Below are 24,746 nucleotides of genomic sequence, written 5' to 3' on the forward strand. Positions count from 1 at the left end.
ATCAGGCGATCAAGGCATCGCGCTTGCGCGTGAAGTCGCCGCCGGGGATCGCCGACAAGAGCGCCTGCGTATAGGGATGCTGCGGCCTGCCGAACACCTCGGCGGCCAGCCCTTGCTCGACCACGGCGCCATCCTTCATCACGGCCACGAGATCGCAGATCTGCGCGGCGACGCGCAGATCGTGTGTGATGAAGATGATGGAGAGCCCGAGCTGCTGGCGCAGCCCGGCGAGCAACTTGAGGACTTGCGCCTGCACCGAGACGTCGAGCGCCGAGACCGGCTCGTCCGCCACCAGCACATCGGGTTTCAGCGCCAGCGCACGCGCCAGCCCGATGCGCTGGCGCTGACCACCGGAGAATTCGTGCGGAAAGCGATCGCCGGCGGACGGGTCGAGCCCGACCAGTTCGAACAGTTGTCGCGCTTCCGCGAGCGCGATCGCCCGATCGGTGCCGTGCACGATCGGTCCCTGCGCCACCAGCTCAGCCGCCTTGCGGCGCGGGTTGAGCGAGGCGAACGGATCCTGGAACACCATCTGGATGTGGCGGGTCTCGCGCCTGATCTCCTCGCGGCCGAGCTTCGCCCAGTCCTTCCCGTTGAGCACGATCGATCCGCTGTCGGGATCGATCAGCCGGACGATGCAGCGCGCGAGCGTCGACTTGCCCGAACCGGATTCGCCGACGATGCCGAGCGTCGCGCCGCGCGGCAGGCGCAGCGAGACGTTCTTCACGGCCTCCGTCACTCGCGCGCCGCGGCCGAGAAAGCCGCCGGTGCGGTAGGTCTTGGAGACGCCGTCGATGGTCAGGATGTCCTTGCCGGAGAGGATGCGCGGCGGCGGCGCCTTCAGCGGCGGCACCGCCGCGATCAGCTGCCTGGTGTAGGCATGCTGCGGGTCGTTCAGCACCTTGTCGGCCGCGCCCTGCTCGACGATCGCGCCGTGCTGCATCACCACGACGCGGTCGGCGACCTCGGCGACCACGCCGAAATCATGGGTGATGAACAGCACCGCGGTCTTCTTGCGCTGCTGCAAATCGCGGATCAGCTTCAGGATCTGCGCCTGCGTCGTGACGTCGAGCGCGGTGGTCGGCTCGTCGGCGATCAGAAGCTTCGGGTCCAAAGCCAGCGCCATTGCGATCATGGCGCGCTGGCGCTGGCCGCCGGAGAGCTCGTGGGGGTAGGCTTTTGCAGCCGCCCTGGGGTCGGGGATGCGGACGTCTTCGAGCAACGCAAGGACGCGTGCATTGATCTCGGCCTTTGACAGGCCGGTGTGGATCGCAAACATCTCGCCGATCTGGTCGCCGATGGTGCGCAGCGGATTGAGCGCCGTCATCGGCTCCTGGAAGATCATCGCGATCCCCGCGCCGCGCACCTCGCGCATTTCGGCCGGATCGGCGGCGCAGAGGTCGCGGCCGTCGAACATCATCCGGCCCCGTTCGATCCCAACCTCGGTCGGCAGCAGCCGCATGATGGCGTTCGCCATCATCGATTTGCCGGAGCCGGATTCGCCGACCACGCAGAGGATCTCGTTGGAGGCGACCGACAGGGAGACGTCGGACAGCGCATGCGGCCGGTCGGCGCCTTTGGGCAGGCGCACGGTCAGGGCGTCGAGCGAAAGCACGGTGTCGCTCATCGGCTCTTCAGCCTCGGATTGAGCGCATCGTTGAGGCCCTGGCCGACCAGCGACACCGCGAGCACGGTGACGAGGATCGCGATGCCGGGGATCGCCGAGACGTACCATTGCACCCGGAGCACATCGCGGCCGAGCCCGATCAAATTGCCCCAGGAGGCGACGTTGGGATCGGACAGCCTCAGGAACGCGAGTGCGCTTTCGAGGAGGATCGCGACCGCCATCACCACGCTGGCATAGACGATCACGGGCGGCAGCGCGTTCGGCAGGATCTCGCCGAGGATCAGCTGGAGGTCCTTCATGCCGAGCGTTTTGCCGGCCTGGACGAATTCGCGGTTGCGCAGCGACAGGAACTCGGCGCGGGTCAGCCGCGCCGGTGCCGGCCACGACACCACGCCGACCGCGATGGTCACCGTGGTCAAGGTCGAGCCGAACACTGCGACCAGAACCAACAGCAGCACGAAGTTCGGCAGGGTCTGGAACGCTTCGGTGATCCGCATCAGCAAATTGTCGACCCAGCCGCCATAATAGCCGGCGAAGGCGCCGACCAGGATGCCGATCAGGATCGCGATCACGGTGGCGACACCGCCGATCAGGAGCGAGATCCGCGCGCCGTAGAAGATCTGCGCGGCGATGTCGCGGCCGGAATTGTCGGTGCCCAGCAGGAAGCGCGGATTGGAGAACGGCCAGACCAACGGCCGGCCCGCCAGCGCGAGCGGATCGCGCGGATAGAAGAAGCCGGCGCTAACAGCCATCGCGATCACCAGCAGCAGCAGGATCAGGCCGATCACTGCGGCCGGGCTGCGGAAGTAGCGTTTCACCGTGTCCATCGTCAGCCCTCCGCCGCGATGCGCGGGTCGAGCCGCGCGTAGAGCAGGTCGACGACAAAGTTGACGACGATGACGAGCAGGGCGGACACGAACACGATGCCAAGCAGGGTGTTGAGGTCGCGCTGCACCACCGATTCATAGGCGAGGCGGCCGAGGCCGGGCAGCGAGAACACGCTCTCGACCACGACCGAGCCGCCGAGCATGGTGCCGGCCTGCAAGCCGATCAGCGTCACCATCGGCAGCAGCGCGTTGCGCAGCACGTGGCGGGTGATGACATGGGTCTCGTCCAGGCCCTTGGCACGGGCGGTGCGGACGAAATCGAGGTTCAGGACCTCCAGCATCGAGGCGCGCATGATGCGCAAATAGATCGCAAGGAAGATCAGCCCGAGCGTCAGCGTCGGCAGCACCAGGTGCGCGGCGATATCGAGCACGCCCCGGATGCCGGTCTGCACCGTTCCGATGTCCTGGAAACCGCCGGACGGCAGCCATTGCAGATAGACCGAGAACACCACGATCGTCATCAGCCCGAACCAGAACGAGGGGGTGGCGTAGAAGATCAGGCCAAGCGTCGAGATCAACGTGTCCGGCCAGCGGTTGACGCCGCGCGCGGCGATCACGCCGAACACGAGGCCGAAGAAGAACGCGAACGACAGCGATGCGGTCATCAGCAGGATGGTCGGCGGCAGCCGCTCCAGGATCACGGTCGCGACCGGCTTGCCGTAGATCGAGGAGAAGCCGAGGTCGAGCCGCACCAGGTGCCACAGATAGTTGCCGAGCTGCGCCGGAACCGAGAGGTCGAGCCCGTAGAACTTGCGCAGCTGTTGTGCGGTCGCGGCATCGCCACCGCCCATCTGCGCCATCAGCGCATCGACGGTGTCGCCCGGCGCGAGCTGCAACAGCAGGAACACGCCGATCAGGATCAGGAACAGGGTCGGGATCGAGGCGGCCAGCCGCCGCCCCGCAAGGCTCAGGATACGCATCGATTATCTATAGCGTTTTCAGACGAAGTGGACACCGGCCTCTTCTTACCTCGCCCCACTTGCGGGGAGAGGTCGGACTGCGAAGCAGTCCGGGTGAGGGGTACAGGTCCATCGATAGAGCAATATTGGTGGAGAGAGCCCCTCACCCCAGCCCTCTAAGAGCGAGCTTCGCTCGTCTCGCCCCCGCAAGAGCGGGGCGAGGGAGAAGCAAGGCGCGCCGCCGCCGCCTCACGCGCTCAGCCAAAGATCGTGCCAGCTCGCCGAGCCCCAGCGCGGCGTGTTGGAGTGGTTGCGGGCCTTGGCGGTGATCACGGTGACGAAGATTTGCTCGATCGGCATCCAGACCGGCAGCTCGGTGTTCACTTCCTTGACGAAATCGGCATAGAGCGCCTTGCGCTTGACCGGATCGACCTCGGTCGCGGCATCGTCGATGGTCTTGTCGACGGTCTTGTCCTCCCAGCCCCACTGGTTGGTCCACGGCGCGCCCTTGGGCTGGCCGGAGCGGTACCACACCGTGGTCGAGACCGCGGGGTCGTTGCGGTACTGGTGCCAGCCGGTGGCGAGATCGAAGGCGTGGTCGTCATAGACCTGCTTGAGGAAGCCGCCGCCGTCATTGCGCACGATATCGACCTGGATGCCGACTTCGCCCAGCGACTGCTGGATGAAGGTCGACCACAGCGAGATGTCCTCGCCCCACGGCGCCGGCAGCAGCTTCAGCGAGAAGCGGTTACCGCCGGAGGCCTTGAAGCCGGCCTCGTCGAGCAGCGCGATCGCCTTGGCCTTGTCGTAAGCGTATTGCGGCGTGTTCGGCCCGGGATAGAAGTCGGTCGAGGTCGAGGGGATCGGGCCGGTGCCGAGCTTGGCGAAATCGCCCAAAAAATTGTCGATGAAGAACGGCACGTTGATCGCGTGCGCGATGGCGCGGCGGACGCGGATGTCGGACAGTTCCTTGCGGCGGAAGTTGAACTCGATGGTGTTGGTGCGCGCGTTGCCCTCATTGCCCTTGGTCTGGACGATGAAGCGCTTGTCCTTGCCGAGCCGCGCCATGTCCGAGATCGTCAGCCCTGAGAACGGGCTGTAGTGCAGCTCGCCGGCCTCCATCTGCGCGGCCGCCGCGGCGCGATCGGTGATCACCTTCCAGACGATGCGGTCGAGATAGGGCGCGTTCGGCCGCCAGTAATCCGGATTGCGGTCGGCAATGATGTATTGCCCGCGCTCGTATTTGACGAATTTGAACGGGCCGGTGCCGACCGGCGCCAGATTGGTCGGGTTCTGCCTGATGTCGCCGCTCTCATAGAGATGCTTGGCGGAGACATAGCCGAGGTCGGGCAGGGCGCGGAGCAGCAGGTTCAGCGGCATCGGCCGCTCGTAGCGGAAGATCGCGGTCTGCGGATCGGGCGTATCGACCGATGTGAGGAACAGCTGCAGGGTCGATCCGTAGTTGAGGATCTTCTTCCACATGTTCATTGCGGTGAAAGCGACGTCCTCCGAGGTGAACGGCTTGCCGTCGTGCCAGGTGACGCCCTTGCGCAGCTTGAAGGTGACGGTCTTGCCGTCCGGCGTCGCCTCCCAGCTCTCGGCGAGCACGCCGACCGGCTGTCCGTTGGCGTCGAGGTCGACCAGATTCTCCTGGATCTTGCCGCCGATGATGTAGACGCCGGTCGAGGCCTGGATGCTGGGGTTGAGCTGGCGCTGCTCGGCGCCGTAATGGACGTTGAACACGCCGCCCTTGCGCGGGGTTTCCTGCGCGAATGCCCGCATCGGATTGATGACATTGGCCGCAATTGCGGCCGAGGTCAGAAGGGCCGTGCGGCGGTTGATCTCAAGGCGGGACAAATCCATACGCGGGGTCTCCGGAACATAGATAAAGGCTTGCATCGGGGTGGCCGGCCGATCGGCCGTGGCGCCCCTTTTTGCGATGTTACGATGGAATGGGAACCCGAGTCATTTCTAATGCCTCGGCCTTTTTGAAGGATCGTTTCCGAAACCTGAAGTGGCGCGCCGCAGTGCGCCGCAACCCGAATTGCACGCAATATTGTCGCACACAGGTCGTGCGGGATGCGTCGGGTGATTCTCTCAAGGGGACGTTTCGGGCGCCCCGAAGCCGCGCAAACGCTGTAATTTTAGGGGTCGGAAGCGACTTGACTGGAAAAAACACTGGAAAAAACCCTGATTCGGGGGCTGTCCACAGCGATATTGCTGTGGTGAGTGCAGAAAACACTGTTTTTCTCGGCGTTTTCCGCCATATCGTGCCCACTCCAGAATCAATGGAGCAACCATGGCTACCCAACTGTCGAAGTCGCAAGTGATCGAGAAGATCGCGACCACCACCGAACTCTCCAAGCGCGACGTCAAGAACGTTTTGGACTCGCTCGTCGATGTCGGCCACAAGGAGCTGAAGAAGGCCGGGGTGTTCCTCGTCCCCGGCTTCGCCAAGTTCGTTGTGGTCAAGAAGCCGGCGACCAAGGCGCGCAAGGGCACCAACCCCTTCACCGGCGAAGAGATGATGTTCAAGGCCAAGCCGGCCCGGAAGATCGTCCGCGCGCGGCCGGTCAAGGCCGCCAAGGACGCGGTTTAAGAATAGAAGGCCTCCGGTGACGGAGGCCTTTTGCTTTTGAGCCGTCGCTTCCTGCCGTAGGTTGCTGCCTGCCAAAGCAAGACCCTGGCGCTTCGGCTTCGACTGGATCGAAGCCGAAGTGCTAGACTACCGGCGACCGGCCACCATCGACATTGATGGCGGTGCCGGTGATGTAGGAGCCTTGCTCCGAGGCCAGGAAGCAGGCGAGGTTGGCGAATTCCTCCGCCGTGCCGATGCGGCCGAGCGGCGTGCCCTTGGCAAGGCCCTTGGCGAATTCCCCGAAATCCGTGTCCGGCGCCTGGGCGGCATGACGCTTGACCCATTGATCGCTCATGATCAGGCCGACCAAGAGCGCATTCACCAGGATGTTGTGCTCGCCGCCTTCATTGGCCATCACTTTGGTCAGCGCCATGCCGGCCGCGCGCGACACCGAGGTCGGCGCGGAATTGGCGGCCGGCGCCTTGGCGAAGGTGTTGAGCACGTTGATGATGCGGCCCCATTTGCGCTGCTTCATGCCCGGCCATACCAGCCGGCTGAAGCGGATCGCGGCAAACAGTTTCAGGTCGAGGTCCTCCTGCCAGGCCTCGTCGCTGATGTTCTCGAAGGCCAGCGTGCGCGCGGTGCCCGCGTTGTTGACCAGCACGTCGATCTTGCCGAGATCCGCGACGATCCGGTCGTGGGCCTTGGCGATGTCGGCGGCCTTGGCGACGTCGCAGACGTAATCGCGCACCACGAGGCCGTCCTTGGCAAGCGCCTCGCGCGCCGCCGCGAGGTCGGCCGCGCCGCGGGCGAGGATCGCGACCTTGGCGCCGGATTCCGCAAACCGCCGCGCCACCGCGATCCCGATGCCCTTGCTGCCGCCGGTAACCACCGCGACGCGGTCTTTCATGGATAGGTTCATTGTTGTTCTCCCTGGGGCTGGCCCTGAGAGAACGCTATCAAACCGACAGTGCGACCAACAAGGTCATGCAGAGCAGGTGTGCCGTGACGATTATCGCGAGATGGAGCGGGCCGGACATCGGATATCTCCATTGGGGCGCGAGGTGAGGCACTTCCGTGAGGTGAGCACCGCCGCTCGTCTCTCTCCCCCTGAAAGGGGGAGGGCAGGGTGGGGGTTGCTCTCCACGAACGCCGGTGCTCGCGGAGGCAGGATCCCCACCCGGTTTGCTGCGCAAACCGACCTCCCCTTTTCAAGGGGAGGTGAGGATCGCTAGTTCAAGCTTGCGTTTGCCGTAAAACTGCGGTCGACGGCCTTGCCGACATCCAGCGTCTTGCCGAGGATGCCGTAGCGCGTGGCGCGGTCGGAGGCGGCCTGCACCTCCTTCACCACGGCCTCGTCGATCGCGATCGGTGAGGTCTTCTGCGCGGTGTAGGCGGCGAGCAGCACGTCTTCCGGCAGTTTGGTGAGCTCGGCCGTGCTCTTCGCGTATTCGGCGAGATGGTCGAGCGACCACAGCCGTGCCTTGTTCAGCCGCTGTACGAGGTCCTGCACCGCGGCGCGCTTGGTCGCGATCGCATTGTCGGAGGCGACGATGAAGGTGATGGTCGGCGTCAGGCCCTCGCCGTCGGCGACGACGCGCGCATTGTCCTTCAGCCTGGCGTAGGAGATGTACGGCTCCCACACTGCCCAGGCGTCGATCGAGCCGGCGAGCAGCGCGATCTTGGCGTCGACCGGGCCGAGCGGGGCGAAGGTCGCCTCCTCGATCCTGCTGCCGGACTTCTCCAGCGTCGCGTCGATCAGGAACTGGCCCCAGCCGCCGCGGGTGCCGGCGAGGCGCTTGCCCTTCAGATCGGCCGCCGTCTTGATCGGCGAATCCCCGCGCACCAGGATCGCCTGAGTCTTCGGATCGGCGCGCGTCCCGCCGATCGCCTTGATCGGTGCGCCCGCGGCATAGACCGTGAGGAAGGCAAGGTCGCCGGTATAGCCGACGTCGAGCGCGCCGGCATTGAGTGCCTCGAGGATCGGCGCCGCGGCCGGGAATTCCGACCATTCGATCTTGTACGGCAGGTCCTTGGCAAAGCCGGAGATCTCGAGCAGCGAGCGGTTGCCGCCCTTCTGGTCGCCGACCCGCAGCACGATCGCATCAGCCGCGAACGCTGCGGCCGATGTCGACAGCGTGATCGCGGCCGTGATCAGCGCGGCCGCGGTGCGGCGTGTGAAACTATAGGGAGAACCCGAGCGGGTCAGTTTGCGCATATGCATTTTCTTTCTGATTCATTCGCTGCTCGTCGGAAAGCGCGGCAGCGTTCGATCAAGTCTATGAGCAAGCCGCTCGCCGTCAACGAAACGGAAAACTGAAATCAGTCCGCGCGCAGCAAGGATGATCTCGCCGGACCGTCATGCGTAGAAGACATCGCGCAAGCGGCGATGTTTCGCTCAAATTTGGTGCAATCGATGCCGCTCTGTTGCGCGCCTGCGCCGCGACAGCAGCGAAAATCCTTTCATCGTCGTGCGCTGCGATCGTGGAGAGATCAGCTGCCGCACTGGCCACATTCGAAATTCCATTTCATTGACGGTGAACTTGTCGCGCCGCATCATTTGCGCGTTGCTTTGAGGGCAATAGCGCCGGAGAAATCCGCTTTTTTCTAAACCATGAGCTTCGAACGACGGGGCGCGCAGACGGACACGTCTTGTGCGCGGGGCGGAGCCTTGCCGAAATGCAGGAGTGATGATGTCGACGAACAAGAAGACGGTGATGGATCGCCGCACCTTGCTGCGTGCAGGCGCCGCCGCAGCCTTTGCCGCGCCGATCGGCGCCTATAGCGCGCAGGCGTTCGCGCCGCGCCCGGTCGCATCGGCGATCGACTTCTCCGAATTCCCGATCTGCAAGGCCGCTTCCGATGCGCCGCCGCTGACCGGCGCGCCGCGCAAGCTGAAGCTGTCCTGGAACGCCGGCGCGGTTTGCCTCGCGCCGCTGCCGGTCGCCATCGACCACGGCTTCTTCCAGAAGCAGAATCTCGACGTCGAGCTCGTCAACTATTCCGGCTCGACCGACCAGCTGCTGGAGGCGATCACCACCGGCAAGAGCGACGCCGGGCTCGGCATGGCGCTGCGCTGGTTGAAACCGCTCGAGCAGGGCTTTGACGTCAAGATCGCCGCCGGCACCCATGGCGGCTGCATGCGCGTCCTGACCCGCACCAACTCCGGCGTCGGCAAACTTGCCGACCTCAAGGGCAAGATCGTCGCGGTCGGCGATCTCGCAGGTCCCGACAAGAACTTCTTCTCGATTCAGCTCTCCAAGCTCGGCATCGTCCCGGTCAAGGACGTCGACTGGCGCGCCTATCCCGGCAATCTGTTGAACGTTGCGGTCGAGAAGGGCGAGGTGCAGGCCTTCCTGTCGTCGGATCCGCTTGCCTATCTCTGGCTGAAGGACACGCAGTACAAGGAGGTCGCCTCCAATCTCGATGGCGAGTACCGCGACAAGAGCTGCTGCATCGTCGGCCTGCGCGGCAGTCTGGTGCGGGAAGAGCCGCATGTGGCGCGCGCCATCACGCAAGCGCTGCTTGATGCCGCGATGTTCACCTCGCAGAATCCGGACAAGGCGGCAAAGTCGTTCCAGCCCTATGCGCCGAAAACGGCGAGCCTCGCCGATCTCGAGGCGATGGCGCGCTACCACACTCATCACCATCATCCCACCGGCGAGGTGCTCAAGCGTGAGCTGAAGGGCTACGCCGACGACCTGAAATCGGTGCAGGTGTTCAAGCAGAGCACCGACACGGCCAAATTCGCGGAGCGGATCTATGTCGACGTATTCAGTGTCTGACACGACGGCCGCGGCCGCACCGCGCGCCGCGGTCACGTTCGCGAATCTCTCCGGCAGCTATGGCGTCGGCCTCGCGGCGAGCCTCGCTTGGCTCGCGTTCGGGCTGTCGTGCCTCTATTGGCCCGATGTCGGCGACTGGTCGCGGACGGGGTCGCTCGGCATCGGTGCGATCGTCATCGCGGCCTTCATCCTGTTCGGCACATTCAGCGCGGATTATCTCGGCCGCGCCGGGCAGGCGTTGCGCAAGCGTGCGCCATGGCTGGTGGCGTTCGGCGCCTTCGTCACGCTGTGGGAGGTCGCCACCGCGAAATTCGCCTGGCTGCCGCTGCCGTTCTTCCCGCCGCCGCAGTCGATCCTCGAGGTCTACACCGACGATCTGCCAAAGCTGCTCGACAGCGTGTTCGCCTCGATCAAGCTGCAGCTCGGCGGCTACATCATCGGTGCGACGATCGGCTTCATCACGGGCGTCTCGATCGGCTGGTCGCAGAAGATCGGCTACTGGGTGCATCCGGTGCTGCGCTTCATCGGTCCACTGCCGGCGACCGCCTGGCTGCCGATCGCCTTCTTCACCTTCCCGTCGAGCTGGAGCGCCTCGACCTTCCTGATCGCGCTCGCCACCGGATTTCCGGTGACGGTCTTGACCTGGTCGGGCGTGGCGAGCGTCAGCAGCGCCTATTACGACGTCGCATGCACGCTTGGCGCCAAGCCGTCATTCCTGGTGCTGAAGGTCGCGATCCCGGCCGCGCTGCCGCACGTGTTCGTCGGCCTGTTCATGGGGCTCGGCTCGTCCTTTGCCGTGCTCGTGGTCGCCGAGATGATCGGCGTCAAGGCCGGGCTCGGCTGGTACCTGCAATGGGCGCAGGGCTGGGCGGCCTATGCGAACATGTATGCGGCGCTGATCGTGATGTCGCTGCTCTGCTCCGGCGCGATCACGCTGCTGTTACGTACCCGTGATCGCCTGCTGATCTGGCAGAAGGGGGTCGTCAAATGGTAGTGCAGTCCGCCGCTGAAGCGATCACCTATCCCGCGGTCGGCGCCGAGCTGGACATCGAAGGCGTCAGCCATGCCTTCGATATCGACGGCGCCGTGCTGCCGGTGCTCGACAATGTGAACCTGTCGATCGCGCCCGGCGAATTCGTCGCGCTGCTCGGCCCGTCCGGCTGCGGCAAGTCGACCCTGCTGCGACTGGTTGCGGGGCTCGAGAAGCCGCGCAGCGGCGCGCTGCGCGAGGATGAAGTCCGCATCAGCGGCCCACATCCGTCGCGTGTCGTGGTGTTCCAGGACCCGACGCTGTTTCCGTGGCGCTCGGTGTGGGACAATGTGGCGCTCGGGCTGGAAGCGCAGGGTATCCTGAAGGCGCAGCGGCACCAGGTCGATGCCGTGATCGAGCTGGTCGGCCTGTCCTCGTTCCGCAATGCCTATCCGCACCAGCTCTCCGGCGGCATGGCGCAGCGCGTGGCGCTGGCGCGTGCGCTGGTCAACGATCCGAAGATCCTGGTGCTCGACGAGCCGCTCGGCAAGCTCGATTCGCTGACGCGGATTGCGATGCAGGCCGAGCTCGTGGCGCTGTGGCAGCGCAAGGGTTTCACCACGCTGCTCGTCACCCATGACGTCGAGGAAGCGCTGGTGCTCGCCAACCGCGTCATCGTGCTCTCCGATCGCCCGGCGCGGATCAAGGCCGACATCGCCGTCGCCCGGCCATATCCGCGGCATCGCGGCGATCCTTATCTGGCCGAGCTGCGCAAGCAGATCCTCGGCCTGCTCGGGCTGGAGGCGACATGGTGACGACAGCGGCGCGGGAGCTGCTGCCGGCGAACCAGCCTGAATACATCGTGCGCGCGTTGCGGCTCGCCGAGGTGTTTGCCGCGCGTGCCCCCGCGCATGATCGCGATGCCAGCTTTCCCTTCGAGAATTTCGCCGACCTGTCGCGCGAGGGCCTGCTGGCGCTGACCGTGCCCGTCGCGCTCGGCGGAGGCGGGGCGGGCGCGCGCGATGCCACGCGTGTGCTCGGCATCATCGGCAAGGCCGATCCGTCGACCGCGCTGGTGCTGTCGATGCACTACATCCAGCATCTGGTGATGGCGCGCAGCACGCGTTGGCCGGCGCGTCTGTCGCGCAAGCTCGCGAAGGAGGCGGTCGAGGGCGTGGCGCTGATCAACGCGTTGCGCGTCGAGCCCGAGCTCGGTTCGCCCGCGCGCGGCGGCCTGCCGGCGACCACGGCGCGCCGCACCGAAACCGGCTGGCGGCTGACCGGCCGCAAGATCTATTCGACCGGTGCGCCGATCCTGAAATGGTATTCGGTGTGGGCGAAGACCGACGAGCAGGACGCCCGTGTCGGATTGTTTCTGGTTCCCGCCGGCCTGCCGGGAACGCGGATCGAGGAGACCTGGGACCATCTCGGCCTGCGTGCCAGCGGTAGCCACACCGTGATCTTCGACGACGTGGTGTTTCCGCTGGATTACGAGATCGACGTTCGCCGGCCCGACGACTGGAAGGTTCCTGACGTCACCCAGGCGACCGTGCATGCGATCTTCGTCGCCGCGATCTATGACGGCATCGCGCGCGCTGCCCGCGACTGGCTGGTCAAATTCCTCAAGGAGCGGGTGCCCGCCAATCTCGGTGCGCCGCTGGCGACGCTGCCGCGCATGCAGGAGGTCGTCGGCGGCATCGAGGCCCGGCTTGCAGTCAATGCCCGCCTGATCGACAGCTTTGCCGCCGATTTCGATAACGGCTTCCCGCTGTCCGCAATCGAGTCTAACATCATCAAGCTGACGGTGACCAATAACGCCGCAGCAGTGGTGGAGGATGCCTTGTCGCTGACCAGCAATCCCGGCCTGTCGCGCACCAATCCGCTGGAGCGGCATTACCGCGACGTGCTGTGCGGCCGCGTCCATACCCCGCAAGACGATGCCACCCGTGTCTCCGCCGGACGCTTCGCGCTGGGCGTCTGAAAACAACAGCCAACAACAACAACGGAGTTGTCAGTCATGCCGGTCGAGTTCATCGGCTTCATCACCAACAACAATGCCTCCGAGACCATCGTCCGCTCAGGCCCGGTGCTCGATCCGCCCTATATCGAGACCGTCGCCAAGGCGCATGAGCTCGCCGGCTTCGACCGCGCGCTGCTGGCGTTCCACTCGACCACGCCGGACGCGCTGCAGGTCGCGCAGCATGTCCTGACCATCACCAAGCAGCTCAAGGTGATGATCGCCCAGCGCCCGGGCTTCACCGCGCCGACGCTTTTGGCGCGGCAGCTTGCGACGCTGGATCAGTTCTATGGCGGGCGGGTCTCGCTGCACGTCATCACCGGCGGCAACGCCATCGAGCTGCGCCAGGACGGCAACACGCTCGACGACAAGGACGAGCGCTACGCCCGCACCGACGAATTCCTCGACGTAGTGCGGCTGGAATGGACCAGCGAGAAGCCGTTCAACTACAGCGGCAAGTACTACAACGTCGAGAACGGCTTCTCGCAGGTGAAGCCGCTGCAGAAGGGCGGCATCTACACCTTCGTCGGCGGCGGCTCGGATGCCGCGGTCGAGGTTGCGGGCAAGCACGCCGATACGTTCGCGCTGTGGGGTGAATCCTACGCGCAGGTGCGTGACGTCACCGCGCGGGTGCGCGCGGCCGCGGCCAAGCACGGCCGCCCGACGCCGCGCTTCAGCCTGTCGGTGCGGCCGATCCTGGCCGACACCGAGGAGAAGGCGTGGGCGAAGGCGGAGCATATCCTCGCGCGCGCCACCGCGTTGCAGGATCAGACCGGCTACCGCCGCCCCAATCATGCGACCGATGGCGCCAAGCGGCTGCTGGCGCTGGCCGATCAGGGCACGCGGATCGACAAGCGGCTGTGGACCGAAATTGCAAAACTCACCGGCGCCAACAGCAACACGACAGCGCTGGTCGGTACGCCCGAGCAGGTCGCCGAGGTGTTCGCCGATTACTACGATCTCGGCGTCAGCCACTTCCTGATCCGCGGCTTCGATCCGCTGGTCGATGCCATCGACTATGGCCGCGAGCTGATCCCGCTGACCCGCAAGCTGATCGAAGCGCGCGACCAGCAGCGGGGGATCGCCGCCGAATGATCCGTCTCATTGTTGCGGCGGCGCTCGCGCTCGCTGCCATCGACGCGGCCTTTGCGCAGACCACGCTGCGCGTCGGCGACCAGAAGGGCAATTCGCAGGCCGTGATGGAAGCAGCCGGCGTGCTCAAGGACGTTCCCTACAAGATCGAGTGGAAGGAGTTTGCGGCGGCGGCGCCGCTGCTGGAGGCACTCGGGGCGGGCGCGATCGACACCGGCCTGGTCGGCGACGCGCCGTTCACGTTCGCCGCCGCCGCCAAAATTCCGGTCAAGGCGATCGCGGCCGTGCGGCAGTCGCGCGACGGGCTCGCGGTCGTGGTGCCGGAGAATTCGCCGATCAAGAGTTTTGGCGATCTGCGCGGTAAGAAGATCGCAACCGGCCGCGGCTCGATCGGCCATCAGCTGATCCTGGCCGCGCTGGAATCGAAGGGCTGGCAGGCGAGCGACGTGCAGCTCGTGTTCCTCGCGCCGTCGGATGCCAAGGTCGCCTACACGCAAGGCTCGGTCGACGCCTGGTCGACCTGGGAGCCTTATGTCAGCCAGGAAGAGGTGCTGTTCAAGTCGCGCCGCGTCATCACGGCCGACGGCATCACGCCCGGCCTCGGCTTCCAGGTCGCGACACCGGACGCGATCAAGGACAAGCGCGCCGAGCTCGAGGACTTCGTGCGTCGCCTCGCGGCCGCGCGCGCATGGTCGCAGAACAATGTCGAAGGCTATGCTGCGACCTGGGGCAGGCTGATGAACATCCCGCCCGCGGTGCCGTTGAACTGGCTGACGCGGGCCAAGATCCGCATCGCGCCGATCGACGACAGCGTGGTGGCCGACGAGCAGAAGACCATTGATCTCTACGACCGCTGGGGCCTGATCCGGCAGAAGATCAACGCGGCCGACGTTGTCGATCGCTCGTTTGGCGCGGCCGTCGAGAAGGGCGCGGGGCTGTAGTCAATTTGCAAGCGACGCCAAACATTCAGCGTCGTCCTGGCTTTCGCCAGGACGACGGGCGTGGAGGGCTTACGCAACTTCTGAAGACGCGACCGCTGCAAGCGGGAGATGTGGACCATCTGCGTGGAAGCGGTTCAACGTCGCACGATTGCACCGCTAACGAACCCGTGATCTCGAAAACATCCATTCGTCCGCAGGCTGCCGCGCGGCAAGGATTTTCCCCGTTCCGCGCCTTCCAAAACCACAACGTTGCTATTTTCGCCGCGGCCTTGCCGACCCTCCCGGCGCTGCCAAGATCAAATACACCAACAATCGAGTCCGGGAGATCACCGTGGGCCTTCAACAAACTCGTATCGAGTCGCTGCCGTTTGTGACTGCTGAACTGAATTATCTCGCGCCGACGCCGGGCAAGCCCCGGACCTACGCTTTCGATCCGCCGCCCGGCGAACCCAAATCCACCGCGCTGCCCGAAGCCCATAACGTTCCGATCTTTGACGGGCGCCTGGTCGCTGACAGCTTCTCGCTCGACCGCGAGGGCTTTGCGCTGGTCAAGCATCCGACCTTCGTGAAGGACTATTACGACGACAACGAAGTGCGCAACGTCTACTACCCGGCGGTCGAGGCCTTCCTCAAGGCAACGCTGAAGGCGGATCGCGTCTTCATCTTCGATCACACCGTGCGCAAGCGCGTCGAGGGGGCGGCTGATATCCGTGGCGGCGGACCGCGGCAGCCCGCGACCCGCGTCCATGTAGACCAGACCGCCATTTCCGGCCACAACAGGGTGTTCGAGCATTTGCCTGACCAGGCCGAGCAACTCGTCAAGGGCCGCGTCCAGGTGATCAATCTGTGGCGTCCGATCCGAGGTCCCTTGCGCGATTCACCGCTCGCGATGGCCGACGGCACGACGATCGCGCCGGAGGATCTGATCGCCTCCGACCTGATCTATCCGAACCGCAGCGGCGAGACCTATTCGGTGAAGTACAACCCGAACCATCGCTGGTTCTACATTCCCGAGATGACGCCGGATGAGGCGATCCTGCTGAAATGCTACGACTCGGCGACCGACGGCCGGACCCGGTTTGGACCGCACACGGCGTTTGTCGATCCGACCACCCCTGCGGACGCCGCGCCGCGCGAGAGCATCGAGCTCCGCACGCTGGTGTTCCACAAGCAGTAGAAGTGTCCGACCGCGAGACAAGTGTGCTCCCTCTCCCGCTTGCGGGGGAGGGCCGGGGTGGGGGCTCCCTCCACGAGTCGTATTGTGGAGAGAACCCCCACCCGGACCGCATCTGACGATGCGCTCCGGCCTCCCCCGCAAGCGGGAGAGGCAAGGACGGCAGAACGAATCCGCTCTGCCCGCAAACTTGGCACCCCAGTCCCAATAATGTTACGCCCGTCCCCCTTACTGCTCGGGGAGAGGGCTACTCATGGACGGCGTGGTGACGAAGGAAGCAGCCGGGATCGGGTTCCGCGCCCTGGTCCTTGCACTTCTGGCATTGGCCTCTGGCCACATGCTGTCGACGCTGCTGCGCACGATCCCCGCGATCAGCCTCGATCTGATGGCGCGCGATTTCGGCACCTCGCCGCAGGCGCTGGCGAGCCTCACCTCGATCTACCACTTCTCCTTTGCCGCTTCGCAAATCCCGGTCGGCGCCGCGATGGACCGTTTCGGCGTGCGGCCGGTGTCGCTGAGCCTGCTCGGAGGTACCGTGGTCGGGACGCTGGTCTCGGCGCTCGCCACCGGGCCCGCGAGCTTCGTGCTCGGGCAACTCATGCTCGGCATCGCCACCTCGGGCATGCTGATGTGCCCGATGACGCTGGCGGCCAAGCAGATGTCGGCGGCGAAGTTCGGCCTGTGGTCCGGCCTGATCCTCTCGATCGGCAATATCGGCATGCTGCTGTCGGCCAGCCCGCTGGCCTTCGTGGTCGATCAGTTCGGTTGGCGCGCCGGCTTCTGGGGCTCGGCCGGCTTCGGCATTGTGGTGCTGATCGCGGTGTTCGCGCTGGTGCCGCGGCAGCCGGCGGCACATGCGGATGATTCCTCACCCTTGCAGCAGATGGCCGAGGTGCTGCGGCTCGGCCTGTCGCGCGGCTTGCGCGGACTGATCGCGCTGTCGCTGGTGTCGCTCGGCGCCTCGCTGGTGCTGCGCGGCCTGTGGGGCGGCCCGTGGCTGATGGATATGAAGGGTCTGAGCCGCATCGAGGCCGGCAATGTGCTCGGGCTGTTCACGCTGGCGATGATCATTGGCCCGGCCTGTATCGGCGCCATCGATCGCAAGTTCGGGCATCGCCGCACCATGGTGGCGTCGACCCATGCCGTCGCCGCGCTGCTGCTGGTGCTGATGGCGGCCGGCGCGCCGCATTTCCCGGTCTCGACCCTGCTCGGTGTCCCCGTGATGCCGGTGCAGTATGATCTGGTGCTGCTGATCCTGATCGGGTTTGCGACCTCAGCGCAGCCGCTGATCTACGGCATGACGCGGCAACTCGTCGACGCCCAGAACACCGGCAAGGCGCTATCGTCGGTCAATCTCGCGTTCTTCCTCGGCGCGGCTCTGCTGCAGTCGAGCACCGCCGGCGTCGCGGCGCTGTTCGGGCTGCCCGCGGTGCTGCTGTTCATCGCGGGTGCGCTGGTGATCGGGATCGTGCTGTTCCTGATTTACACCAAGGCTTCCGGTTAGCTAGATCGTCTGCGCCTGCTTGCGGATTTCGTTGGCAAGCGGCCGCAGGGAATCAACCCCGCGCGGCCCGACGAGGCTATAGCCCGTGCCGCCGTCCGCCCAGGAGACACCTGCGACGTCGCCGCCCGAATGCGCGGCCATCGGTGCGTTCTGATCCGACGTCATCGGGCGGGTGAGGACCACAAGCCGCTCGCCGCGATCATCGTCGTACATGAACATGGCCGCGGGACCGTGCGCCGTCGGCACCACCCGTCCGCCCATCAAGCGATATCCCGACTTGCTCAGATCCGGCAGCTTGACCGGCTGACGCAGCCGGTTCGAGACCCATTGCACAAGCTCGGTGCTGTCGCGCAACTCGACCGGCCGGGTGTGGTCCGAGGCGTAGACCTTGTAGGAATCGCTGGCCTCTTCAGCCAGCGCCGCAAGCCCGCCGGCCGGCGCCGATGTCGCGCCGCGGATCATCCATCCGCCGAGGCCGCCGATCGAGAGCATCAGCATCGCTGCGATCGCCCAGCGCAATGACGAGGGACGGCGGCGCGGGCGCTCGATCATCCGGGCGAGGTTGAGCTGCGGCGGCAGCGGTTCCTCAGCAATCGGCAGCAATGCCGATCGCAGCAGGCTACGCTCATCGGAGTAGGCGGCGATGCGCTTGGCCACATCAGGATGCTTTTCCAGATAGGCCGTGATTTCCGCCTCGCGCTCCGGCTCCAGCGCGCGATCCACATAGGCATGCAGATCGTCTTCGGTAATGGGTCGGTTGCTCATGTCTTGTTCCGCAATTGCACAATATTATTGTTCAGATCGCCGGCAGTGCCCTCCAACTCTTGATGGAGCCGCTCGCGAGCGCGCGCCAGGCGCGACATCACCGTGCCGATGGGCACACCGAGCACCTTCGCGGCGTCGGCATAGGACAAGTCCTCGACGCCGACGAGCAGCAGCACCGCACGCTGGTCATGCGGAAGCCTTGCGAGCTTCGCCATGACGTCGCGGTACGTCACCTTGTGTTCCTGCTCTGCTTCCTGGCCGAATGCATTCTCGTTGGTTTCGTCGATCGCGACGTGGACGCCGCGCGTCGTAGCGCGGCGAAATTGGTTGATGGCGAGATTGTGAAGGATGGCGAACAGCCACGGTCGCGGATTGTCCGACCGCCGCTGCTCCCAATGAATGACGGCACGTTCCAGGCAGTCCTGCACCAAATCGTCGGCCGCTGCGTGATCGCGGACCAGGGCCCGCGCATACCGCCGCAGGGCGGGTATCAGCGGCTCGACGAGGCGCAGCATGTCGCTCATGGCGCTTGCACCTGGATGACCGCACCGAGCTTCGCCGGTTCGCCTGATGCGATGACGAGATAGCGTCGCTCCGCCTTGGCCGCGCTCTGCACGATCTGGCGGATCGGACCGGCAGCGTTGACGATCGCAGAGCCGGCGGGATTGGTCATGAAGGCTGCCAGCGGCTGCACCGATCCCGTCCCATCGGCATGTTCGGCCAATCCTAGCACGTAGTGCTGCTTGGGTTCGAGCCCGGTGACCGATGCCTGCACCACCTGGATCAGGCCTTGATCGAACAGCGAAACGCTGGTCGGCGGCTTGTCGCCCTTGGCGTCCTTCTTCGCCGCGAGTGTGAGATGGGCGGTCTGGCCGGCGACGCCAAGCGCCTGCAGGTTCTGGCGGTCGTCAGGATTCGGCGCGGCGTTCGGCACGTAGGCGATGGCCTGCGGCGCCTGGCCGATCGGGATGTTGGCGATCACCTTGTTGGTCGCAGTGTTGATCGCGGCCAGGGCATCGGCATTTTCCAGGCCGACATAGACCCGCGTGCCGTCGCCGGACGGCCAGATACCATGCGGGAGGTTGCCGACGGCAATGGTCGCGACCTCCGAGAAGTCGTCGGTGCGGAACACCTTGACCTCGTTGGTGCCGCCGATCGTCACATAGGCGAAGGTGCCCTTGGCCGTCTTCGCAAAATTGACGTGGTTGGTGATCGGGCCGGTGTTGATCGTCTTGATCAGGTTGAACGGCGGCCTGGCGTTGAACACCTGGGTTCTGCCGACATCCTTCAGCGTGAACCACACCTGCTCGCCATCCGGTGTCGCTGCGATGTTCGGGCAGAACGGGCTTTCCTGCTTCACCTTGGCGACGATCTGATGGTCGGCCACCGAGACCACGTCGGTCTCCGGATTGAATGAGGAGCAGATGTAGCCGTACTTGCCGTCGGGCGAGAAGATCTGCATGCCTGGTCCCGCCGGCACCTCGATCCGCATCGTTTCCTTGAAGCTCGAGGCGTCGATCACCGAGATGTAGTTCTCGCCGCGCACGGTGACCCACACCTCCTTGCCGTCGGGCGTGAAGAACGCCTCGTGCGGCGAACGCCCGACATAGGTGACGTGCTTGACTGCGTTGGTTGCCGTGTCGATGAAGGTCACCGAATTCGAGCCGATCGAGACGATGGCGAGGGTGTGGTGGTCGGGCGAGAAGCCCATGCCGTGGACCAGCACCTGTCCCTTGTAGAGCGGGCTGAAATTACCCGGTTGCGGGTCGCCGAGCCTGATCACGCCAAGCAGCTTGTTGTCGACGGGATCGGTGACCGACACCGTGTTCGAGAACTGCTCGGCGGCGTAGACGCGGTCGTGATGGCTGATCGGGATATCGGGCGCGGACGCAGCGCCCGGCGCCTGTCCCGCAAACGCCGACGTCGACAGCGCGATCATGCTGGTGGCCAGCAGGCCCTTCACGAATGGGCTCGTCATCACTTGGTCTCCTGCTTCATCATCTCGTGGTGCATGTTCGTGTGATCGTGGCTGGTCGCGGCCGGGCCGGGTGTCGCTCCGGCTTGTTGTGTCGGGGCGGGCGTCGTGTCCGTGACCTGTTCGCCGAGTGCGAGCTTCATGGCGTCGATCTCCTGGCGTTGCTCGACGATGATCTCCTGTGCGATCCGGCGCAGGCGCTCGTTCTTGCCGTAGCGGAGCTCGATCACGGCCATGTCGATCGCGCCCTGGTGGTGCGGCGTCATCATCGCGACGAAATCGCGGTCGATGTCGCCGCTCGGCTTGGCCGCCATGTCATTCATCATCTTGGTCATCGCAGCGTCGTTCTCGGCGAGGAAGGCGCTCTCGTCGGCCGACAGCGCGGTCTCTGCCGGATGATGATCGCCGTCATGCGCGAACGCGGCTGCGGCAATGGCGAGCAGGACGGCCGCGCCGAGCGGCGCGAGGCCGGGTTTGAGGAATCGAGGAGGCATTGCGTCACCCTGGGAGTTGTCGGGGAAGCCCGAGCGGTCCGGCCTCCGGGCCGGCTTGCATGGGTGGGACGCGGTAGCCTGAGTTCTATTCCGTCGCCGGGTGGCTTCCTGTCGATCACGACTTGCTGATCGACGGAATACCCCGTTACGGCCGAACCGGCCGATTTGCGAATGGCAAGCCTCTGGCTATAAGAAGGAATTCCGGTCCTGATCGACCGGTTCCGCGATCCTCTCTGCGCAGTCCCATGCGCCCACAAGGGCAAAAATGTCCGCCAAGATCGATCCGATCACCCGTTCCGTGGTCCAGCACCGCCTGTCGTCGATCGTGAAGGAGATGGGCGAAGCCATGCTTCGCACCTCCTATTCGCAGATCCTCAATTCCAGCCGCGATTTTTCGCTGGCGATCTGCGACACGAGCGGGCGCCTGATCGCGCAAGCCGATCACATCCCGGTGCATGTCGGCGCCTTGCCGTGGGCGACGCTCGCGGTCGAGGAACGCTTCAAGGATGTCGCGCCCGGCGACGTCATCCTGCTCAACGATCCCTATCAGGGCGGCAGCCATCTGCCCGATCTCACGGCCTTCGTGCCGGTGTTCGACGGCGGCAAGCGATTGCTCTGGACCATCGTGCGCGCGCATCAGAGCGACATCGGCGGCGCCACCCATGGCGCCTACAATCCGGCCGCAACCGAAATCTATCAGGAAGGCATTCGGATTCCGCCGATCAAGCTCTATGAGGCCGGCAAGCCGCGTGAGGACCTGCTCGACCTGCTGGCGCTGAACATCCGCAACCCCAAGGAATTCCGCGGCGACCTCGCGGCGATGCTGGGCGCCGCGCATCTCGGCGAGCGCCGCGTCGCAAAACTGTTCAGCGAGTTCGGCGCCGAGACGGTCGAGGCCGCCATCGAGGCCATTCTTGACGCGACCGAGCAGCAGACCCGCGCCGTGGTGTCGAGCTGGAAGGACGGCGTGTTCTATGGTGAAGCGCTGCTCGACGACGACGGCCATGGCCGCACCGACATCAAGATCGCGGCCAAGGTGACCAAGAAGGGCAGCGACATCGAGGTCGATCTCACCGGCTCCGATCCGCAGTCGACGAGTTTCGTCAACTCCTCGCACGCCAACATGCAGGCCGCGGTCGCGATGGCCTTTGCCTATCTGATCGACGCCGACATCCCGAAGAACACCGGCGCGCTGCGGCCGCTGAAGGTGGTGGCGAAGCAGGGCACCATCGTGTGGGCCGATCCCGGCCGCCCGGTCACGCTGTGCACCAGCCACCCTTCGAACGAGATCGTCGAAGCCATCATCAAGGCGATGTCGGCCTCCTGTCCGGATCGCGTGATGGGCGGCTGGGGCCGCCGCTTCCGTATCGCGATCCAGGGCGAGGATCCGCGCAACGGGCGCAATTTCATCTGGCACATGTTCCAGGCGCGGCCGGGCGGCGGCGCATCGCCAGGCGGCGACGGCTATTCCTCGATCGGCGAGTGGCACTCGGTCGGCGGGCTCAAATTCGGCAGCATCGAGGTTGCCGAAGTGCGCTTTCCCCTGCATTTCCGCCAGCACGAGTTCCGGCCGGATTCCGGCGGCGATGGTCAGCATCGCGGCGGGCTCGGCGTGGCGCTCGACATGGTGCTGGAGACGGCAAAGCCCGCCAAGGGCAATACCGCCGGCGACGGCGCGCGGCACGGCCCATGCGGCATGCTCGGCGGCAAGGACGGCGAGCCGCATCACTATCGCCTGTTGTCGGAAGGCCGCGAACCGCGCGTCTTGAAGACCAAGGAGGTCGGCATCGAGCTGCGCCCCGGCGACTGCCTCGAGATCCGCTCGTCTGGTGGGGGCGGCTGGGGTCCATCCGAGAAGCGAACGGCGGAGGCGCGGGCGCGCGACGTCGACCAAGGTCTGGTTTCGAAGGCGGTATAGGGCAGCGATGTACACGATTGGGGTTGACGTCGGCGGCACCTACACCGACCTGGTTGCGACGGATCAAACCGGGCGCACTGTGTTCGCGAAATCACCATCCACGCCGGCCGATCAGTCGATCGGCGTCATGGCGGGGCTTGAGGAATTGGCCCGCCGTCTCGGCGTCACGCGCACGGCGATGCTCGCCGCGACCGATCGCCTGGTGCACGGCACGACGGTTGCGACCAACGCGTTGCTCGAGCGCAAGGGCGCCATGGTCGCGCTCCTGACCACCGAGGGACATCGCGACGTCGTCGAGATGCGCGAGGGGCTGAAGCCGGATCGCTACGACCTGCGCACGCCGCCGCCCGAGCCATTGGTGCCGCGCGAGCGACGGTTTGGCGTGCGCGAGCGGCTGAAGGCCGACGGCAGCGCGGCGGTTGCACTCGATGCCGCAGCGCTCGGCGACGTCATCGCCGAGGTGAAACGGTCCGGCGCGAATTCGGTCGCGGTCTGCTTCCTGCACGCCTATCTCAATCCGGCGCATGAGCTCGCCGCGGTCGAGCGGCTGGCGAAGGAGCTGCCTGACGTCAGCGTGTCGCGCTCGAGCGACGTGCTGCCGCAGATCAAGGAATATGAGCGCGTCTCGACCACGATCGTGAACGCCTATGTCGCGCCGACCGTGCGGCGCTATCTCACCAATCTGGAGCGCAGCCTGCACGAAGCCGGCTTCAAAGGCTCGCTGTTCGTCGTGCTGTCGCATGGCGGCATGGCGCCGGTGGAAGAGGCCTCGCGGCTCGCCGCGGGTACGGTGCTGTCGGGCCCGGCCGGCGGCATTTCCGGCAGCCGCCGCTGCGCCGAGATGCTCGGGATTCCCGATCTCGTGCCGTTCGACATGGGCGGCACCTCGACCGACATCTCGCTGATCGCAGACGGCGAGGCCTCGCTGTCGGCCGACGGCATGCTGGCCGGCCAGCGCATCGCGCTGCGCAGCCTCGACATCGCCAGCATCGCGGCGGGCGGCGGCTCGATTGCCGGCGTCGACGGCGGCCGCACCTTGCGGGTCGGGCCGGAGAGCGCGGGCTCGGTGCCGGGGCCGGCGTGCTACGGCAATGGCGGCCTGGCCGCCACCGTCACCGACGCCAATGTTGTGCTCGGTTATCTCGATGCGAGCGCCTTCATGGGCGGCGCGCGGCCGCTCGATCGCGCGGCGTCGGAAGCCGCGGTCGACCGCATCGCTGAAGCGCTCGAGCTGTCGCGGATCGAGGCCGCCGCCGGCATCTACAAGATGATCAATCTGAAGATGGCCGACGGCATCCGCCTGATGACGCTGCGCCGCGGCGTCGATCCCCGCAAATTCGCGCTGCTCAGCTTCGGCGGCGCCGCCGGCATGCATGCCGCCGAAGTCGCGCGCGAGCTCGAGATCAAGCGCATCATCGTGCCGACGGTCGCCTCCGTGCTGTCGGCCTGGGGCATGCTGACCAGCGATCTGCGCTATGAGGTCAGCCGCACCCATTACGGCACCGGCCGGATCTCGGCGGATGAGGTGAGGGCGCTGCTCGCCGGACTGGAGGAGCAGGCGGCCGGCCGGCTGCGCGACTGGTTCAAGGGCGACATCGCGATCGAGCGCTCGGCCGAGATGCGCTACGGCGAGCAGGTGTTCGAGATCGACGTGCCGCTCGGTGACCTCGATCTCGACGCCGCGGACCTCGTGGCACAGATCGAGGAGCGCTTCCATCGCCGCCACGAGGAACTCTACACCTATGCCTCGCGCGGGCAGGAGGTGGTGTTCGTCAACGCCCGCGTCGCCGCGGTCGGCAAGGTGGCGCGCGGCGGCGGCGATGCCGGCGAGGCCGCGTCGGCCGCGCCCTGCGCGCCGCGCGGCAAGCGGCAGGCCTGGCTCGGCGCCTGGCGCGAGGTGCCGGTCTATGCGCTCGACGATCTCAAGCCCGGCCATACGCTGGCTGGTCCCGCGATCATTGAGGCCGAAACCACCACGGTTCTGGTCGACAGCGGCGATCGCGTCGCGGTCAATCCGCTGGGCTGGCTCGACATAACATTGCGCTGAGGTTCGCCTTCGCCATCAACATTTCATTTTCCCGGCATTGGCTTGGGCGATAAGGTCGCGTCCTCGGGAGGGA

22 protein-coding genes are annotated in these 24,746 nt (G+C 65.8%); 11 read left to right on the top strand and 11 right to left on the bottom strand.

What is annotated here, in order from left to right; translation table 11 throughout:
• Position 1: 1 nt before the first annotated feature.
• The 4 genes from ACE103_RS12325 to ACE103_RS12340 form a co-directional block, all read right to left on the bottom strand.
• Positions 2 to 1,627, bottom strand: coding sequence for an ABC transporter ATP-binding protein (locus tag ACE103_RS12325; RefSeq protein ID WP_375779634.1), 1,626 nt, complete (start codon positions 1,625 to 1,627; stop codon positions 2 to 4).
• Positions 1,624 to 2,454 (bottom strand): ABC transporter permease, encoded by an 831-nt coding sequence (locus ACE103_RS12330; protein ID WP_375779635.1) that lies wholly within the window; start codon positions 2,452 to 2,454, stop codon positions 1,624 to 1,626. Before ACE103_RS12330 ends, ACE103_RS12325 begins: the two co-directional genes overlap by 4 nt.
• A gap of 2 nt (positions 2,455 to 2,456) precedes the next feature.
• Positions 2,457 to 3,434 carry an ABC transporter permease gene (locus tag ACE103_RS12335; RefSeq protein WP_375779636.1) on the bottom strand — a complete coding sequence of 326 codons (978 nt, stop codon included), beginning with the start codon at positions 3,432 to 3,434 and terminating at the stop codon, positions 2,457 to 2,459.
• Positions 3,435 to 3,662: 228 nt separating this feature from the next.
• The gene (locus tag ACE103_RS12340; protein WP_375779637.1) at positions 3,663 to 5,276 is read right to left on the bottom strand and encodes an ABC transporter substrate-binding protein; all 1,614 of its coding nucleotides are present in this window, start codon (positions 5,274 to 5,276) and stop codon (positions 3,663 to 3,665) included.
• A gap of 436 nt (positions 5,277 to 5,712) precedes the next feature.
• Between ACE103_RS12340 and ACE103_RS12345 the strand changes: the two genes are divergently transcribed.
• Positions 5,713 to 6,012, top strand: a complete 300-nt coding sequence (locus ACE103_RS12345) for an HU family DNA-binding protein (RefSeq protein WP_021077434.1) — start codon at positions 5,713 to 5,715, stop codon at positions 6,010 to 6,012.
• A gap of 121 nt (positions 6,013 to 6,133) precedes the next feature.
• Here ACE103_RS12345 and ACE103_RS12350 read toward each other — a convergent pair whose 3' ends face one another.
• From ACE103_RS12350 to ACE103_RS12360, 3 genes are all read right to left on the bottom strand, one after another.
• Entirely contained in the window at positions 6,134 to 6,913 is a 780-nt protein-coding gene (locus ACE103_RS12350) for an SDR family oxidoreductase (RefSeq protein ID WP_375779638.1), read from the bottom strand.
• Positions 6,914 to 7,222: 309 nt separating this feature from the next.
• The gene (locus ACE103_RS12355) at positions 7,223 to 8,209 is read right to left on the bottom strand and encodes an ABC transporter substrate-binding protein (RefSeq protein ID WP_375779639.1); all 987 of its coding nucleotides are present in this window, start codon (positions 8,207 to 8,209) and stop codon (positions 7,223 to 7,225) included.
• A gap of 180 nt (positions 8,210 to 8,389) precedes the next feature.
• Complete coding sequence (locus ACE103_RS12360; RefSeq protein ID WP_375779640.1) at positions 8,390 to 8,698, bottom strand: hypothetical protein; 309 nt, start codon at positions 8,696 to 8,698, stop codon at positions 8,390 to 8,392.
• Here ACE103_RS12360 and ACE103_RS12365 point away from each other — a divergent pair.
• From ACE103_RS12365 to ACE103_RS12400, 8 genes are all read left to right on the top strand, one after another.
• Positions 8,685 to 9,776: an ABC transporter substrate-binding protein gene (locus tag ACE103_RS12365; protein ID WP_375779641.1), complete on the top strand. Its 1,092-nt coding sequence runs from the start codon at positions 8,685 to 8,687 to the stop codon at positions 9,774 to 9,776. The genes ACE103_RS12360 and ACE103_RS12365 overlap by 14 nt on opposite strands.
• On the top strand, positions 9,754 to 10,770 hold the full coding sequence (locus ACE103_RS12370) for an ABC transporter permease (protein ID WP_375779642.1): 1,017 nt from the start codon (positions 9,754 to 9,756) through the stop codon (positions 10,768 to 10,770). The genes ACE103_RS12365 and ACE103_RS12370 overlap by 23 nt, the downstream gene beginning before the upstream one ends.
• Positions 10,764 to 11,561: an ABC transporter ATP-binding protein gene (locus ACE103_RS12375; RefSeq protein WP_375779643.1), complete on the top strand. Its 798-nt coding sequence runs from the start codon at positions 10,764 to 10,766 to the stop codon at positions 11,559 to 11,561. Before ACE103_RS12370 ends, ACE103_RS12375 begins: the two co-directional genes overlap by 7 nt.
• On the top strand, positions 11,555 to 12,727 hold the full coding sequence (locus ACE103_RS12380) for an acyl-CoA dehydrogenase family protein (RefSeq protein WP_375779644.1): 1,173 nt from the start codon (positions 11,555 to 11,557) through the stop codon (positions 12,725 to 12,727). The genes ACE103_RS12375 and ACE103_RS12380 overlap by 7 nt, the downstream gene beginning before the upstream one ends.
• 36 nt (positions 12,728 to 12,763) lie before the next feature.
• On the top strand, positions 12,764 to 13,858 hold the full coding sequence (locus tag ACE103_RS12385; RefSeq protein WP_223968198.1) for an LLM class flavin-dependent oxidoreductase: 1,095 nt from the start codon (positions 12,764 to 12,766) through the stop codon (positions 13,856 to 13,858).
• A complete protein-coding gene (locus tag ACE103_RS12390; protein ID WP_375779645.1) occupies positions 13,855 to 14,796 on the top strand; it encodes an ABC transporter substrate-binding protein in 942 nt (313 codons plus the stop codon). Before ACE103_RS12385 ends, ACE103_RS12390 begins: the two co-directional genes overlap by 4 nt.
• 331 nt (positions 14,797 to 15,127) lie before the next feature.
• Positions 15,128 to 15,973, top strand: coding sequence for a CmcJ/NvfI family oxidoreductase (locus ACE103_RS12395; protein WP_375779646.1), 846 nt, complete (start codon positions 15,128 to 15,130; stop codon positions 15,971 to 15,973).
• Between the two features lie 250 nt (positions 15,974 to 16,223).
• Entirely contained in the window at positions 16,224 to 17,474 is a 1,251-nt protein-coding gene (locus ACE103_RS12400) for an MFS transporter (RefSeq protein ID WP_375779647.1), read from the top strand.
• Here the strand turns inward: ACE103_RS12400 and ACE103_RS12405 are convergent, their stop codons facing one another.
• The 4 genes from ACE103_RS12405 to ACE103_RS12420 are packed head-to-tail and all read right to left on the bottom strand — an operon-like array spanning position 17,475 to position 20,708.
• Positions 17,475 to 18,239: an anti-sigma factor family protein gene (locus tag ACE103_RS12405; RefSeq protein ID WP_375779648.1), complete on the bottom strand. Its 765-nt coding sequence runs from the start codon at positions 18,237 to 18,239 to the stop codon at positions 17,475 to 17,477.
• Positions 18,236 to 18,763, bottom strand: coding sequence for an RNA polymerase sigma factor (locus tag ACE103_RS12410; protein WP_375779649.1), 528 nt, complete (start codon positions 18,761 to 18,763; stop codon positions 18,236 to 18,238). The genes ACE103_RS12405 and ACE103_RS12410 overlap by 4 nt, the downstream gene beginning before the upstream one ends.
• Positions 18,760 to 20,217 carry a YncE family protein gene (locus ACE103_RS12415; RefSeq protein ID WP_375779650.1) on the bottom strand — a complete coding sequence of 486 codons (1,458 nt, stop codon included), beginning with the start codon at positions 20,215 to 20,217 and terminating at the stop codon, positions 18,760 to 18,762. The genes ACE103_RS12410 and ACE103_RS12415 overlap by 4 nt, the downstream gene beginning before the upstream one ends.
• Positions 20,217 to 20,708 (bottom strand): DUF305 domain-containing protein, encoded by a 492-nt coding sequence (locus ACE103_RS12420; RefSeq protein WP_375779651.1) that lies wholly within the window; start codon positions 20,706 to 20,708, stop codon positions 20,217 to 20,219. The genes ACE103_RS12415 and ACE103_RS12420 overlap by 1 nt, the downstream gene beginning before the upstream one ends.
• 265 nt (positions 20,709 to 20,973) lie before the next feature.
• Here ACE103_RS12420 and ACE103_RS12425 point away from each other — a divergent pair, with 265 nt between their 5' ends.
• The gene (locus ACE103_RS12425; protein ID WP_375779652.1) at positions 20,974 to 22,626 is read left to right on the top strand and encodes a hydantoinase B/oxoprolinase family protein; all 1,653 of its coding nucleotides are present in this window, start codon (positions 20,974 to 20,976) and stop codon (positions 22,624 to 22,626) included.
• A gap of 7 nt (positions 22,627 to 22,633) precedes the next feature.
• Positions 22,634 to 24,673, top strand: a complete 2,040-nt coding sequence (locus tag ACE103_RS12430) for a hydantoinase/oxoprolinase family protein (protein WP_375779653.1) — start codon at positions 22,634 to 22,636, stop codon at positions 24,671 to 24,673.
• Positions 24,674 to 24,746: the final 73 nt, after the last annotated feature.

The organism is Bradyrhizobium sp. ma5 (genome assembly GCF_042258955.1).
Classification (GTDB): Bacteria; Pseudomonadota; Alphaproteobacteria; order Rhizobiales; family Xanthobacteraceae; genus Bradyrhizobium.